Consider the following 14,676-nt stretch of genomic DNA (forward strand, 5'->3'; position numbering starts at 1 on the left):
TGGTGCCTACCCATCACGCCACCAAACTCGGCAGAGTCATCAGCGCCGCTGTCGTAGCGGCTGGGCTGACTCTGTCTGTTGGCGTGCCCGCGTCCGCGTACTATCAGACGCTCGAGGCCGAAGATCTAGGTACCGGATATGTTCCGGCCCAGGATTCCTCCGATGTGCGGGTGGCAACCTTTGATGTGAATCTGGTGGGCTCCTCCTCGGGTGAGCTCACCGAACGGCTGTCCACGCCCGGGGATCGGGATGCCTCCCAGGTGGCTCAGATTATTCAGCGAGTCCGCCCCGAAGTCATAGTCGTGACCGGTTTTGATACCGATGCCGATCAGGCCAATGCGGAGGCCTTTAGTACCAATTATCTCGCAGTGGGCTCCGGCGAGTACGATGGCATCGACTACCCCTATAGCTATGCCGGGCCGGTGAACTCCGGCGTAGACTCGGGCGCAGATTTGGATCAGGACGGCACTATTGGTGGCCCCGGCGACGCGTTGGGCCATGGTGAGTACCCCGGCCAGGGCGGGATGGTCATCTACTCCCAGTACCCGATCGACACCGACAATATTCGCACGTTTAATAACTTGTCCTGGACTGAGGTTCCCGACTCGAAAATTGCTCAGACCGGTTACAGCGAGAACGAAAAAGATCTCGTGCCCTTAACATCGGTGGGCGCCTGGGATGTACCGATCAGTGTGCACGGGCGTCCGCTACACGTGCTAGCCTCTGCTAGCGCCGAGGCCAGTCGCTCCGAGACGCATGCCTACCGTCAGGACGATCAGGTCGGCTTCTGGGCTGATTACGTCGGTGACGAACAGCCCGATGAGCAAGCTGATGGTGCCAACGACGGTGCTGGTGCAGACGATCAGGACTACATCACCGACGATGAGGGAACCTCCGGTGGGCTCGATGACGGCGCGCGCTTCGTGGTGGCCGGTCAGCTGACCCCCGGAACTGCAGAGTCTCGAGCCGAAGATTCTGAGACGATGTCCCAGTTGCTGGACGTCGACCGTGTGACGGACCCGGAACCCACCTCCTCCCGGGATTCCCAACAGGCCACCGAAGATGTCGCCACGCACACGTGGTTGAATCCGGACCCTGCGCCGGGCGATCCCCGATCGGCACGCACCGATTACATTCTGCCTTCGGAAGAACTCCCCGTGACAAATTCCGGCGTCTACTGGCCGGCCTCCGGGCAGGACGGGGCTGAACTGGTCGGTGGTACCGCCTCGTTGTCCGGTCTGCTCTCGAAACTGTCCCGTCAGCCGGCAGCCACCGATCATCGCCTCGTCTGGGCCGATATCAACCCCCAGCCCTAGTTTTCACCGTTACCGACAGTCGGTAAGCTACAAGAATGATCAAGTCCCGCACCGCGCGCACCGTCGGCACTACATTCCTCTCCGAGAAGGCTCTCACTTCCGCGGTCCATCGCGCCGTGGACCGTCAGGGCAATCCCACCCCGGGTTTTCAGCGCGCTGTGCTCTCAGCCCTGACCGTCCAACGTCCGGTGGTGCTAGCCAATCTGCGCCGATTGCGTCGCCGGTACCCCGAGGCCACCCCGGCCGAACTGGCCGATAAAATCACCGTGTTGTACCTGCGGTCACTGACCACTACCGGAGCAGCTGCCGGGGGAGCCGGCGTCATCCCTGGTATCGGGACCCTGGCTACCCTGGGCATCTCCGCAGCCGGTGCGCTGGGCTTCATTGAGCTCACCGGACTATACGCCCAATCCATTGCCGAGCTCAACGGTGTGCCGACCGGCGATGATCAGCGCGGTCAAGCACTGGTGATGGCGATCATGCTCGGCGACGACGGCCGCCGCATTTTGGCCGCCTCCCTGCACCAGCAATCTCCGGAGATCGACGCCGGACTGAGCGGGATGGCCTCGGCCTCCTGGATCGTCACCAGCCTGTCAGGGCTCACCGAGGGACTCTTCAACCGGTTGCAGAAATCCTTCTTCTCCTGGACGGCGAAATCCCAGTCCTCACACCTGTTGGGACGGCTGGTGCCCTTCGGCATTGGCGCCGTGATCGGCGGGCTGGGCAACCGCAAGCTGGCTATCCGCGTCGCCCGTCATGCCCAGCTACTCTTCGGGCCCATGCCGAGCTGGCATCAGCTGCAGGCCTGGGAACACCCGCTGGCGTTGCCGGTCGACAAGAAGCTAGCCAAAAAGCGCGGTGGCCAGGGTAAAGATGACCAATCCGGCCAGCGCGCCGATGATCGAGCCGTTAATGCGGATGAACTGTAGGTCCTTGCCCGCATAGAGCTCCATGGTGTCGGCGGCTTGGCGCCCATCCCAGCGGCGGATGGTCTCCTGAATGACATCCACCAGCTGGGGTCCATACCGCTCGGCCGCGGTCTGGGCGGCCTGTACCGCCCACTGATCCAGCGTGGTGGCCAGATGCTCATCGGTTTCCATCCGGTGCCCAAAATCGGCCACCGCTTGCACCAGTGCCCGATGCAGATCCGAGTCGGGATCGGCCAGCTGATCCAGGAGCGCCTGTTTGGCGGTCACCCAGGTGTGCGAGGCCAGTTGGGCGACATTCGGGTCCGCGAACACTCCGGCTTTCAGGTTCTCGACCTTGGCCCGCACCTGGTCATCGTGTTGCATGTCCTGGGCGAGCTGTTCCAGCCAGCCGGTGACCTGCTGGCGAAGCTGGTGGTTCTGAGAGGCCACCACCGAGCGGAGATACCCCAACAGTTCACGGTGAATGCGCTCGCCGAGTAGCCGGTCGACCACGCGTGGTACCCAGCCGGGGGAACGGTCCGCGACGGCATCAATAAAGAACTGCGGATTCTCTGCCACCCAGTCGGCGGCCCGAGAGGCCACCAGTTCCACGGCGGGCTGGTGGTGGTTTGCAGAGACGACTTCCTCGAGCACCGATCCCAAGGTCGGCGACCACTGAGGAGCAATCATGTGATCGCGCACCAGATCCGCGATCAGTTCTCGCACCTTGGTGTCATCGGTGGCCCGCAGCGTGCCCACCGCGATCTCAGCCAGCTGGGTGCCCACATCGCGGGCGTGATCGGGCTCGGCCAGCCAGGCGCCGACCTTGCGGGCCGGGCGCAGGTTGGCCAGCTTTTCGGTCATCACCTCGGATTCCAGAAAGTTCTGCTGAAAGAAAGTACCCAGCGAAACGGCCAGCTGGTCCTTTTTGCGCGGAATGATCGCGGTATGGGGGATCGGTAGCCCCATCGGACGCCGAAAGAGCGCGGTGACCGCAAACCAGTCGGCCAACGCGCCCACCATGCCTCCCTCAGCCGCAGCGCGCACATAGCTGAAGGCCGGGTGGCGTTCTTGCAGGATGAAGGCGATCACGAACACGATCGCTAACACGACCAGCACACTGGTGGCCACCAGTTTCATCCGGCGCAATCCGGCCCGACGGTCGGCTTCGGTGACTCCCGCCACTAGAACCCGGGACCCTGACCCCAGGCCTGTGCTGCGTCGACGACCTGGTAGGTCTTTTGGGCGATCGCCATTTCCTCATTGGTGGGGATCACCGCGACCTTGATTGCCGAATCCTCGGCCGAGATCAGCCGCGGTTCGGAACCGGTGACCAGATTCAGCTCGTGATCGTAGGTAATGCCCAACACTTCCAGCCGGTCCAGCACGCGGGCCCGGAACGGGGCGGAGTTTTCACCAATGCCGGCGGTGAAGGTGATCGCCTGGGCGCCACCGACGGCGATGTGATAGCCACCGATGTACTTGGCCAACCGATAGCTGGCCACATCCAGGGCGGCCTGGGAGCCACGGTGACCGGCATCGGCGGCGTGGAGCACTTCGCGCATATCGGTGTGGCCGCTGATCCCGTACAGTCCGGATTCGTTATTGAGTACCCGGTCGACTTCCTGGGCGGTAAAGCCATGGGAGGTCATCAGGTGAGTCACGATCGAGGGGTCGAGATCGCCGGAGCGGGTTCCCATCACCAGACCGGCCAGGGGCGTGTAGCCCATGGAGGTATCCACTGATCGGCCCCCACGGATCGCGGTGGCCGAGGCACCATTGCCCAGGTGCAGAATAATGCCGTTGAAGTTGTGGCGGGGCACCCCGATCAGCTCGGCGGTCAGGCCGGTGACCAGATCGTGACTGGTGCCGTGGAACCCGTAGCGACGAATACCGTAATCGGTGTACCAGGATTCCGGGACCGCATACCGCCAGGCCTCGGCTGGCATCGAGGTGTGGAAGGAGGTGTCGAAGACCACGACCTGCGGGATATCCGGCCACTTTTCCCGCATTGCGCGCAGTCCGGCTGCCGAGGGCGGATTGTGCAGCGGAGCCAGCGGGGCGAGGGCATCAATGGCGCGGATGACCTCGTTGGTGACCAGAGCCGGGGCCTGGAAACGCTCACCACCGTGGACCACACGGTGACCGGCGGCATCGATGGTGCGACCGTCGAGGACGTCCTCGAGCTGTCCCGAGACGATATCCAACGCCTGAGCATGATCGGAAATTTCGGAATCGGGCTGGCCGATCCGTTCAATAATGCCCTCGGCCAGCACCGGCTTCTCGGTATCCGCGCCGGACTCATCGAGTTCACGGACCTGGTATTTCAGGGAGGATGAGCCAGAGTTAATAACCAAAATCAGCATGGTGGGGTCTTCTCCTATCGGGCGCGGGATGAGTTAGTCGCGAGCCTGTGCTTGCACGGCGGTGATAGCGACGGTGTTGACAATGTCCTCCACGGTGGTGCCGCGGGAGAGGTCGTTGACCGGCTTATTCAGGCCTTGCAGTACCGGGCCGACCGCCACGGCACCGGAGGACTGTTGGACGGCCTTATAGGTGTTATTCCCGGTGTTCAGATCCGGGAAGATGAACACCGTGGCCTGACCGGCCACATCCGAATCCGGCATCTTGGAGGCCGCCACCGAGGCCGAGACCGCAGCATCGTACTGCAGCGGGCCGTCGACCTTCAGGTGGGGAGCATGGGCGTGGACCAGATCAGTGGCCTCACGGACTTTATCCACGGCCTCACCGGATCCGGAGGTGCCGGTGGAGTAGGACAGCATCGCCACCCGGGGCTGAACCGAGAATTGCTCGGCGGTGGTCGCCGAAGCGATGGCAATATCGGCCAGCTGTTCGGCGTTCGGAGTGGGATTGACCGCGCAGTCGCCGTAAACTAGCGCCCGGTCGGGCAACAACATGAAGAATACCGAGGAGACGATTGAGACCTCGGGGCGGGTCTTGATGAATTCCAAGGCCGGACGGATGGTGTGGGCGGTGGTGTTGGCCGCACCGGAGACCATGCCGTCGACCTCGTCGAGGTGAACCATCATGGTGCCGAAATAGGCGCCATCGAGCATAACTTCCTGGGCACGGTCGAGATCTACGCCCTTGTGGGCCCGCAGGCGCGCGTATTCTTCGGCATAGCGTTGCCGGTCCGGGGATTCGGTCGGGTCGATCAGCGTAATCTCATGCAGGTCCACGCCCTCGGTGGCGGCCAATTCCTGGATCTGGTCGACATCGCCGAGGATCACCAGATCACACACATTGCGACGGTGCAGGATCTCAGCGGCACGCAGAATGCGGGGATCGTGTCCTTCCGGCAACACGATGCGTTTGCGGTCGGCCACGGCCCGTGAGATCAGCTGGTGCAAGAACCGCACCGGGGTCATTGCCGAGGAGTTGGTCAATTCCAGTCGCTCCAGCAACTCGTCACCATCGACGCGTTCGTGCCACGCCCCCAGGGCGGCAGCGATTTTGCGCGGCTGGGCGCTGGAAAGCTCGGCGCGGACCCGGGAGACCGCGGTGGTGGTGCTGAATGTGTCGCCGAAGGAGGCAAAGATCGGGAAGGGCGCGTTGGCGTACATCTTCTGGATCTCAGCCCGTGGCAACATCGAGTTGGTCAGGATCATGCCCGAGGGGACCGGGAATTCGGGTACCAGCGCGGAGGCCATGGTCGCCAGAATGGCATCGGAGCGGTCCCCGGAAACGATCACCAAAGCGCCCTCGTTGAGAATGCTCAAGAAGTTGCCGCCTTCCATCGAGACGGCTTTGACCTCGGAAACATCGCGCTGGAACTGATCAGACCCGCTAATGTGCTCGAGGTTTAACGCCTGGGCGATCTCAGCGATCGAGGGCAACGTGAGTTCGGGAAGCTCCGGGACGAGGTAGACCTTGGCCTGGGACTTCCCCGGACGGAGCGAGGACTCGATGGCTTCCAGTTGGTCGGGGTTGGCGCGGTTGACGATCACCGCCATGGGCTCGGCGCCAGACTCGTTGATGGTGGTCCGGGTGAGCTCCACCGCACTGGAGACGCCCTCCGGGCTCAAGTCGGCGCCAGAGACCACGGCCAGCACCGGGATGTTGAGGTTCAGTGCCAGCCGGGAGTTCAGTTCGAGTTCGAGGGCGGAGTCGGCCTCCACGAAATCGGTGCCTTCGACCACGACCACGTCGGCGGAGATTTGCTCGAAAATATCGACGCACCGAGCGAAGATCTCGTCTTCTTCTCCGGTGGCGACCAGCTCACGGACTTCAGCCGAGCTCAAACCGGCCCGGGCTTGTTCTTCACTGAGATCAAAATTCTCGCGCATCAGGTGCACCATGGGGTCCCGCTGTGGGTCTGGGGAGATGGGGCGGAAGTAGCCTAGTGAGCCGGTGCGCTTATAGATGGAGTCGGCCACCCCGAGGCTGACCAGAGATTTTCCGGTGCCGGCGGTGGTGGTGGAAATGAACAAGCCTTGGGACATACGCATCCTCTCGACCGGTGAAACGGAGATTGGTGTGGGTCACTTCTAACTATATCGACAACACCGCCCACGCCTAAGGGGCTGGTACACAGTGCTCACGTGAGGCTTCTAACGTTAGAGATGAGAAAACCTGGGGTTGTGGGGCAGACTGGAACCATGATTATTGCATTTTCGATCACAACCTCCGGCACCGGATCGCTGGGTGCCGATGCTGCCTCCGGGTCTCCGGAAGCCACCGCTGCCGGGTCGGTCTCGCATGCTGTGGCTGAGGCCATCGCCGTGGTGCGCGCCTCCGGATTGCCCTACCGCACCTCCTCGATGTTCACCGAGATCGAAGGTGAATGGGATGAGGTCATGGGGGTTATTAAAGACTGCGTGACCGCCCTGGAACCCTACGGCTCTCGGATCTCCTTGGTGATGAAGGCCGATATCCGCCCCGGATTCACCGGTGAGCTCGATGGCAAACTGAACCGGCTGGAACACCTCCTGCAGTCGCGGGGTGAGAGTGCGCACCACTCGAGTGCACAGGGCACTACCGAGTAGATGAAACGGTTCTTCCACCGATCAGCACGCACCGAGACCGGGGCACGCTACTACGTGCGCTCGGCGGCTGAGGCCGACGTTGAGCGGGTCATTCCGGTCAAACTTGCGGTGTGGGACGAGATATATACCCCGGTATTGGGCGCTACATTCAGTGCCAAGGCCTATGCCAGCGCTGAGGGCCAGGTGGCTTTCTGGCGACGTCGCGCTCGAGCAACAGCCGATGACCCGCGGTTGTTTTTGGCCGAAGACCTCCGCGACCGGGTGCAGGGTGTCGCCACCGTGGACGAGCTGGCTGACACCACTCGCACGTGGTGCCAACGCCTGGCAGATCAGGGTGAACTACCGGAACTGGACGAAAACCCGGGCGCCTGGCCGGTGCGAGAAGTTCGGGGCGTTTATGTGCTGGCCGAATCCCGGCGTCGCGGGTTGGGCACCGCGCTGGTACAAACCGCGCTCGGCCCGCGACCCAGCGTGGCCAGGGTGTGGCGTGACCACGAGTTCTTTAGGGCTCTGGGGTATCGTCCGGTGGGGGAGCCGGTAACGGTCACCGAGGGAGACTGGGCCGGAATGACCGAACAACTCATGGTCAGGGGTGCTGATGGCTAAACGAGGCGGGCGCTCGCAGAAAACATCACCGGCCGATATCACCCCCGGCCACTACCAGATCGACAGCGGAGTCGCGGTGATCACCGAGGACCCCTTCACGGCTGGCGCCTGGCTGTTAATGATTAATGGTGCTGAATCCTCGCAGATCAATGTGGACCATCCCACCGAGCTGGGCTTTGAGTACATGCGGTGGGCGGCCGCGGTGATCACCCACCGGTTTTCGACTGACACCCGGTTACGGTTTCTGCACTTGGGCGCTGGCGGTTGCACCATGGCCCGGTGGGCGGCCGCGGTTTATCCGGACTCGCGCCAAACAGCGGTGGATGATGATGCGACCCTGGTAAACCTGGTCCGAGAACACTGTGGCCTGCCGCGAGCACCGCGGTTGACGATCCGGGCCGCTGAGGCGGGCGAGGTGTTAGCCACCGGTGCTACGGGGTCGCGGGACGTGATCTTCCGCGATGTGTTTGCCCAGGATCAGGACACCGGTCACCAGGTCACGCCCGAACATCTCACCGGGCTGGAAGCCACCGAAGAAGCAGCACGCATTCTCGGTCCCGACGGCGTGTACCTCATTAACTACGCAGGCCCAACCGGACTAGCCGATGCCCGGAGTGAAGTGGCGACACTCCGAGAGGTGTTCTCGGAGGTGATCCTGATATCCGATCCGAGTATGTTCAAATCTCGCCGGCGCGGGAACATGATCTTTGCTGCCAGCAACGCCGAGATCCCGCAAGAGGCACTCGGCGGGCTGTCTGGACTCCAGCGCGCGGTATTGGCAGATCCACTGCCGGCCCACCTGCGCTGGAAGGCCCGAGAACTGGATGACTTTTGCGCCGGTGCGGCACCGCGTACGGCCCCGTTGCGGACCAAAGTCAGTAAGCTGGAGTTAACCACAGGCAGACGCTGTGGGGATCAAGAGAAGGGTGACAATCATGAGTGACCAGAACACTGCATATCAGGGAAAAACTCATGGCGTGGTGGTCGGAGTTGACGGCTCGAAGCGGTCACTGGCCGCTGCCACCTGGGCGTTGCGGGAAGCAGAACGCACTCACCGCCCACTGACGCTCATCTCCGTCTATAGCTTGCCAATGTTTCCGTCGATGGTGATGGATTCCGCAGGCGGATCCGAACACGATAACGCGCTGGCCGATTCCGCGCGCAAGATTTTAGAAGCAACCGCCGAAAAGCTCGGACCCACCGATGTGGAGATCCGAGCAGCCACTGAGCTCGGCGATCCCGCCACGGTGCTGGTCGATTACTCCGAACACGCCGACCTGCTGGTTGCCGGCCCCCGCGGTCGAGGCGGTTTCCTCGGTCTGCTGGTGGGATCGGTGTCGCGTGGGCTCCCGGCACGCGCTAAGTGCCCGGTCGCGTTGGTGCCGAAAGGTGCTGAAGAATCCCGCGCCGGAACTGATGCACCGGTGGTGGTTGGTGCCGACGGGTCGAGGCAGGCACGACTGGCCATGCTCCGCGCCGGCGAGGAAGCCATGAATCGTGGAACCTGGGTGCGGTTAGTCACCGCCATGGCCCCGGTTTCTCCGGCCGTGGAATGGTTGCCTGCTCCCGTGGATGAAAACGCTCTCCTCGAAGAGCTTCGCGAAAAAATGGAGTACGGTCGCAACTGGTTGCAACACCATTTCCCGCAGTTACGGATTGAAGCGGAAGTCGTCGACGGCGTTCCGGTTGATGTGATGGTCAAAGAATCAGAAACCGCCCGCCTGGTCGTCGTCGGAACTCGTGGACTGGGTGGCTTCACCGGGGCACTGCTGGGTTCGACCTCTCAAGGCATCGTCTCTCACGCCAAGGGGCCGGTGCTGGTGGTGCCGGCCTACGACGATCCTCGGTTGGAAGACCGCACCGACTTTGGCCCCACCCTGGATGAGCACAAAGACAAGCGTCCGGATCATTCCTAAGATATTGTCGTTACCAGTCCTTTAACGTCTGACAGGGCGGTTGCCACATGACTGGCAACCGCCCTGCGGTGTGTGAGATGAGGTAGTAACCCCCAAGGATCCGGAGAACTTCCCCGGACTCCGGACCCCCGAGGGAATCTAGTAGCGTCCCGCTTGAGGCAGGATGTTGTGCATACCGCCGTAGTTCAAGGCAGTCACTGAAATACCCATCTGCGGGTTGCGGGCGTGGACAATCTGGTTATTACCCATGTAGATCGCCACGTGGTACACACCGGACCCAGATCCATTATTGGACCAGAACACCAGGTCACCGGGCTGCATCTGGCTCAGTGGCACGTACTGCTTGGCGGCAGCGTACTGTGCCTTCGAGCTACGGGGCAACGACTTTCCGGCGGCATTGAACGCAGCCACAGTCAGACCCGAGCAGTCATAGCCTTGGGGGCCGTTGCCGCCCCAGGAGTAATAGGTGTTGGGGTCATTGGCCTTACCCACGGCAAACTGGATTGCAGTGCTGGCCCAACCGGAGGACGAGGAGGACCCTGCCGTGCCGGTGGACGGGGATTTCGACGGAGCCTTAGACGGAGACTTCTTCGGGGCAGACTTCGTCGGCGACGGCGAGCTTGACGCGCGACCGTTTGAGGAGGAAGCTGAGCCCGACCGAGACGGTGCCGAGGAGCTCTGGGTGGGAGACGGGCTAGCCGGTGCGGAAGAGCTCTGGGTGGGAGACGGGCTAGCCGGTGCGGAAGAGCTCTGGGTGGGCGACGGGCTGGCCGGTGCCGAAGAGGTCTGCGTGGGAGACGGGCTAGCCGGAGCCGAGCTAGGGGTCTCGGACGGGGTTGCCGACGGCGTCGGTTCTTCCGTGGTCTCTGACGGGGTGGGTTCTTCGGTGACCGGAGTAGGTTCGGCCTCAACGGCCGGCTGTGTCGATGCGGGGGAACTCTGCTCGGTCTCCCGCGCGTCGATTTGCCCCAGAACACGGTCTAGCTCGGCGGCCCATTGTTCTTCCTCGATCTCGTCAATTCTTTCGGCAGCCTCTTCTTCTGGGATGCCCTCTAGCTCTGCCCACGCCTTGATGAGATCAGAACGAAGTTTGTCGAGCTCTTGGCGCTCTTCTTCGTAGCGACGGGCTTCCTCTTCACGTTCTGCCTGAGCACGAGCTTCCTCTTCGGCCTTTTGTTCGGCGTCTGCTTCCTTGGCTTCGGCGTTTGCCAGCAGACTATCGGCTTCGTTGGCTTGGCGGACAGCTTCTTGTCCTTCACGAGCCTGACGATTAGCGAGGTTTTCGGCGGTCGAACGCTGGCTGAGGCTATCTTCATCGCCCAGCATCAGGTCGCTCGCCGAACCGTTACCGTTGCGGTACATCTCACCGGCGGCTGCGCCGACAGCTTCTTCGGAGTCTGAGGCTTGCTCAGCTGCATTTTCCGCAGCCTTTCGGGCATCTTCAGCGTCACGACGTGCAGCTGCCGCCGCTTCTGACATCGAGCGGGCGTTCTCATTAGCTTCCAGAGCGGCTGCCTCGATATCGGCGAATCGCTCGGAGGTCTTCAAGATGGAATCGATGAGTCGCTGGCGCATCTGATCCCGATTGGCATCTGACGTTTTGGCTTGGTCGATCTCTTGCGAGCTCGGAACTTTCGGTAGATCAGCGGCGTCATGCTGGCGAGAGGCGTCAGCATCCAACATATTTGGTACTGCGGCCGCGGCGACTGCGGTTGCGGTGACAATGGCCACCGAGGCGGTAACCCCAATTAGACGGCGAGATTTCACGACAACGTCCTCATTCTCTGGCAAGTGATTCGGGCAGTGAGGTCGAGATCATTTCTTCACCGTTGCGTCACGAGATCATTACGATTCGGATCTGTCACTACGACACGCCGAAGAAATGCCAACTTCTTGGTCCAGAATAGTTGCACAATTGTCACAAATGCAACAAGAACCCCAGGAATAACATAAATAACAACGGTGTAATTTAGGATTGAATGACCGTGGAATTCGCGAGTTTCTGCGGTTTTGGCATCGTTTCGTGACCTTTTGCACGCCAGGCAGAAACGGGTAGAGCAGTGGTCTATCCCCAGCCCCAGGCGTGCAGTTGTTCGTCGCTAATACCGAAGTAGTGGGCGATTTCGTGCATCACGGTGATGCGGATTTGCCGAGCGAGCTCTTCGTAAGATGAGACCATGCGCTCGAGCGGATTCTTGAAGATCGTCAGATGGTCAGGCATGCCCAGTGGGTCGTCGCCACGCTCATCGAGCGGTACCCCTTCATAGAGTCCGAGGAGTTCGGGCTGTGGCTCTTCGTCGGGGAGTGGCTCGTATTCGTCGGCGACAAAGATCACGATGTTATCCAAAAGATTGCGCACTTGCTCAGGGAGCTCCTCGAGGGCAGCTTCAACGATCGCGTCGAATTCGGCGTTAGATAATGGCTCGATTTGCACACTGTAGAGTTTTCGTCGTAAACTCATGGAGGTCAAGTTCACGGGACATCTGTGGAGTCTCACGAATTTGCCAGGCCCCCATCGTCTAGCGGCCTAGGACACCGCCCTTTCACGGCGGCGGCACGGGTTCGAATCCCGTTGGGGGTACGACTGAAAGACTGTTGATTGACACGATTTCAGTGAGTGGGAAATCTCTGATACTGTAGGTTCCTGTTCAATGGCCCTGTAGCGCAGTTGGTTAGCGCGCCGCCCTGTCACGGCGGAGGTCGCGGGTTCAAGTCCCGTCAGGGTCGCGGATGCGAGAGCCTGTCCAATCGGACAGGCTCTTTGTCCAAGAGTGAATACCACTCAACAGGCTCTGTAGCTCAGTTGGTAGAGCGTTCGACTGAAAATCGAAAGGTCACCGGATCGACGCCGGTCGGAGCCACCAAAACCCTCGCCTAGCGCGGGGGTTTTGCTTTTACCCCGTATCTCGGATCGATCATCGCGCCCTCACAGCATTGGAACTGGTGGAACACATACGGTGCGTTTCGACCGTTTCTGGCTGATCGCTGTCACTCGGGCCCGGGGCAACGTGACTGATGTCGCCAGGTGGACCCTGATGGTAGGCTTCGTCGAAGAGTGGCGCGCATCACGACAGAGAATGAGGGCTGGTCGAGATGAAACGGGGTAAGGCCGTCAGCACAGACGGTACCGAGGCGGACCACCATTCTAGGGGCGCCAGTGCCCCAGCAGTGCACCGGCTGCGTCGGATACTGTCCACCCTGCGTCCGTTGTGGCGGATGCTGATACTAGCGGGGCTACTACTGATCGTGGCTGACCTGACTGGCTTGTTTAATCCACCGGGCGGTTTCGGCTGGGTTCTCGCTGTCATGATGCTGGTTCTTACCGGGTGCCTGCTGGCCGGAATTGCCCCGGTGACGCCGGCTCGTGCACCCGTTGTGGTTCAGCCTCCAGTGCGCGGACGGTGGCTGGCAGTCAATAGCCCCGGTCAGCAACTGCCCAGTCACGGTACGGCGACACGTGGACAATTCAGCGCCGTGGATCTGGTCCATCCCTCCGTTGCCGAAGACATGACCACAACGATCAACCCGGCCGATGTACGTTTGGTCGGACGTGGAACGCGCCCCGAGGAGTTCACCTGTTTCGGTGAGCCCGTGTACGCGATCGCGGATGGAACAGTGCTTCAGGCGGCTGATCGGCAACGCGACAAGCGGGCGCGCGACACCTGGCTCGGGCGGACCTTGATGCTCCTTCTTGAGGGCCCGGCCAGCGAATTTTTTGGCGGATATCGAGCCATATTCGGCAATCGCGTGGTGGTTCAACACGATGACGGAACCTTCGCAGCGTACGCGCACTTGCGCCGTGACTCCGTGGTGGTGGTTCCGGGACAGCGAGTGAGAGCCGGGGAACAGCTGGCCGAGGTGGGCAATACCGGAAACACCACCGAGCCGCACCTGCATGTACAACTAATGGATCGGGGGTCAGTGGATGCGGCTGCGGGGTTACCCTTCGTTTGGTCGAGTGTTGAGCTGGGCGATCTGGATCCAGCATGGAAGCCCTTTGCTAAAGACCGCGCGGCAAATGCCGTGACCGAGATGCCTCGAAACGGGCAGATTTTTCAGGTCGTCGAATTCGGCTCGGTCGGGTAGGGTGGCCTCCACGACCCATCGCCGATCGAGCATTCCCGCAAAATACGCAAAATCAACGGTTGATCATCGATCACGACCGCCGCAGTAGCGGTCTCGTTGTACGGGGGGTCGCCTCGTGGTCAGTTCCGGGGCCGTGGTGTCGGCCTCGGAAAACTCAGCGTTCTGTGCTACTCAGCAACGGTATGACTGCTTTGAGCACGCACCATGTGGCCACCATCATCCCAACGAACCAGGCAATAGCGCTCACCATCATATCGCTGAGAGCACCAGATAGCTGGAGCCCGATCAGAACCACCATGTGGATGCCTGCCAGGATGAACAGACCGATGCTTTGCTGAGTTGATTCGCTCTTTTCTTCCAAGCGTTTCTCCCGTTGTTTCTCATGGACGCATCTCGCCCTGCCATCTTGTTAATCGATCGTAAGTTGCGCGAGGACACCGAGGCAACGGTCAGAGCAGGGAAACGCTCGAATACCTCCAGAAGCTCTCGGGTGGCGTTCTCGCGTTGAGCGGTGAGCACATCCAGTTCATAGGGGCCTAGCTCATCTGGCTGTTCCAGGTCGATGGACTGCACGCGTTTCAAGAGGAACGAGTGGTGACCGGATCGTGCAACGATTTAGAGATCCTTCCAATGCATGTCCCTCTAGTCAGCGCTCGCCACCGGTCCCGTGCCCACGGTTCGCTTGTTAAACGGCGAAGCGAGGGCGGGGGGCGTAGTGCCTCATGTCAAACTGAGCGCGAAGGGTAAGTCGTGCCTCACAGATCGTGAGCGCGAGAGGTCGCGTGGCTGCAGTGTCGTGCCTCAGCTAGTTTGAGCGCGAAAACTTGGGTTAGCTGGC

At 61.4% G+C, this 14,676-nt stretch carries 13 protein-coding genes and 3 tRNA genes; 10 read left to right on the forward strand and 6 right to left on the reverse strand.

Annotated features, from left to right (window positions below; genetic code table 11):
• Positions 1–2: 2 nt before the first annotated feature.
• Both DYI20_RS10910 and DYI20_RS10915 read left to right on the forward strand, forming a co-directional pair.
• The gene (locus tag DYI20_RS10910; RefSeq protein WP_146206716.1) at positions 3–1,316 is read left to right on the forward strand and encodes an endonuclease/exonuclease/phosphatase family protein; all 1,314 of its coding nucleotides are present in this window, start codon (positions 3–5) and stop codon (positions 1,314–1,316) included.
• A 35-nt stretch (positions 1,317–1,351) separates the two neighbouring features.
• Entirely contained in the window at positions 1,352–2,245 is an 894-nt protein-coding gene (locus DYI20_RS10915; protein ID WP_110122593.1) for a hypothetical protein, read from the forward strand.
• Here the strand turns inward: DYI20_RS10915 and DYI20_RS10920 are convergent.
• From DYI20_RS10920 to pta, 3 genes are read right to left on the reverse strand one after another with little or no spacing between them, the layout of a single operon-like run.
• On the reverse strand, positions 2,159–3,409 hold the full coding sequence (locus DYI20_RS10920) for a DUF445 domain-containing protein (RefSeq protein WP_233242766.1): 1,251 nt from the start codon (positions 3,407–3,409) through the stop codon (positions 2,159–2,161). The two genes, DYI20_RS10915 and DYI20_RS10920, sit on opposite strands and share 87 nt — an antisense overlap.
• Positions 3,409–4,590, reverse strand: coding sequence for an acetate/propionate family kinase (locus DYI20_RS10925; RefSeq protein ID WP_110101549.1), 1,182 nt, complete (start codon positions 4,588–4,590; stop codon positions 3,409–3,411). Before DYI20_RS10925 ends, DYI20_RS10920 begins: the two co-directional genes overlap by 1 nt.
• Positions 4,591–4,623: 33 nt before the next feature.
• Positions 4,624–6,687, reverse strand: a complete 2,064-nt coding sequence (pta, locus tag DYI20_RS10930; RefSeq protein WP_110101548.1) for a phosphate acetyltransferase — start codon at positions 6,685–6,687, stop codon at positions 4,624–4,626.
• 156 nt (positions 6,688–6,843) lie between these two features.
• On the opposite strand from pta, the gene DYI20_RS10935 reads away from it, so the two are divergent.
• Genes DYI20_RS10935 through DYI20_RS10950 form a run of 4 tightly spaced genes read left to right on the forward strand, consistent with a single transcriptional unit; the run spans position 6,844 to position 9,752 of the window.
• The gene (locus DYI20_RS10935) at positions 6,844–7,230 is read left to right on the forward strand and encodes a thiamine-binding protein (RefSeq protein WP_110101582.1); all 387 of its coding nucleotides are present in this window, start codon (positions 6,844–6,846) and stop codon (positions 7,228–7,230) included.
• The gene (locus DYI20_RS10940) at positions 7,231–7,836 is read left to right on the forward strand and encodes a GNAT family N-acetyltransferase (RefSeq protein ID WP_110101547.1); all 606 of its coding nucleotides are present in this window, start codon (positions 7,231–7,233) and stop codon (positions 7,834–7,836) included. It abuts the gene before it with no gap.
• On the forward strand, positions 7,829–8,779 hold the full coding sequence (locus DYI20_RS10945; RefSeq protein WP_166769902.1) for a spermidine synthase: 951 nt from the start codon (positions 7,829–7,831) through the stop codon (positions 8,777–8,779). The genes DYI20_RS10940 and DYI20_RS10945 overlap by 8 nt, the downstream gene beginning before the upstream one ends.
• A complete protein-coding gene (locus DYI20_RS10950; protein WP_110101546.1) occupies positions 8,772–9,752 on the forward strand; it encodes a universal stress protein in 981 nt (326 codons plus the stop codon). Before DYI20_RS10945 ends, DYI20_RS10950 begins: the two co-directional genes overlap by 8 nt.
• Before the next feature lie 138 nt (positions 9,753–9,890).
• Here DYI20_RS10950 and DYI20_RS10955 read toward each other — a convergent pair whose 3' ends face one another.
• Positions 9,891–11,519 (reverse strand): C40 family peptidase, encoded by a 1,629-nt coding sequence (locus tag DYI20_RS10955; protein ID WP_122549497.1) that lies wholly within the window; start codon positions 11,517–11,519, stop codon positions 9,891–9,893.
• 298 nt (positions 11,520–11,817) lie between these two features.
• Positions 11,818–12,213 (reverse strand): metallopeptidase family protein, encoded by a 396-nt coding sequence (locus DYI20_RS10960; RefSeq protein ID WP_110101581.1) that lies wholly within the window; start codon positions 12,211–12,213, stop codon positions 11,818–11,820.
• Positions 12,214–12,260: 47 nt separating this feature from the next.
• Here DYI20_RS10960 and DYI20_RS10965 point away from each other — a divergent pair.
• From DYI20_RS10965 to DYI20_RS10980, 4 genes are all read left to right on the forward strand, one after another.
• Positions 12,261–12,333, forward strand: a tRNA-Glu gene (locus tag DYI20_RS10965).
• A gap of 72 nt (positions 12,334–12,405) precedes the next feature.
• Positions 12,406–12,479 (forward strand) — tRNA-Asp (locus DYI20_RS10970).
• Positions 12,480–12,540: 61 nt separating this feature from the next.
• Positions 12,541–12,616: transfer RNA gene (locus DYI20_RS10975), tRNA-Phe, on the forward strand.
• A gap of 229 nt (positions 12,617–12,845) precedes the next feature.
• Positions 12,846–13,838: a M23 family metallopeptidase gene (locus tag DYI20_RS10980; RefSeq protein WP_110099991.1), complete on the forward strand. Its 993-nt coding sequence runs from the start codon at positions 12,846–12,848 to the stop codon at positions 13,836–13,838.
• A 154-nt stretch (positions 13,839–13,992) separates the two neighbouring features.
• On the opposite strand, the gene DYI20_RS10985 is transcribed toward DYI20_RS10980, so the two are convergent.
• Positions 13,993–14,199 (reverse strand): hypothetical protein, encoded by a 207-nt coding sequence (locus tag DYI20_RS10985; RefSeq protein WP_110099992.1) that lies wholly within the window; start codon positions 14,197–14,199, stop codon positions 13,993–13,995.
• Positions 14,200–14,676 lie beyond the last annotated feature (477 nt).

Origin of the sequence: Auritidibacter ignavus, assembly GCF_003703835.1 — a bacterium.
In the GTDB taxonomy this organism is placed as follows: Bacteria; Actinomycetota; Actinomycetes; order Actinomycetales; family Micrococcaceae; genus Auritidibacter; species Auritidibacter ignavus.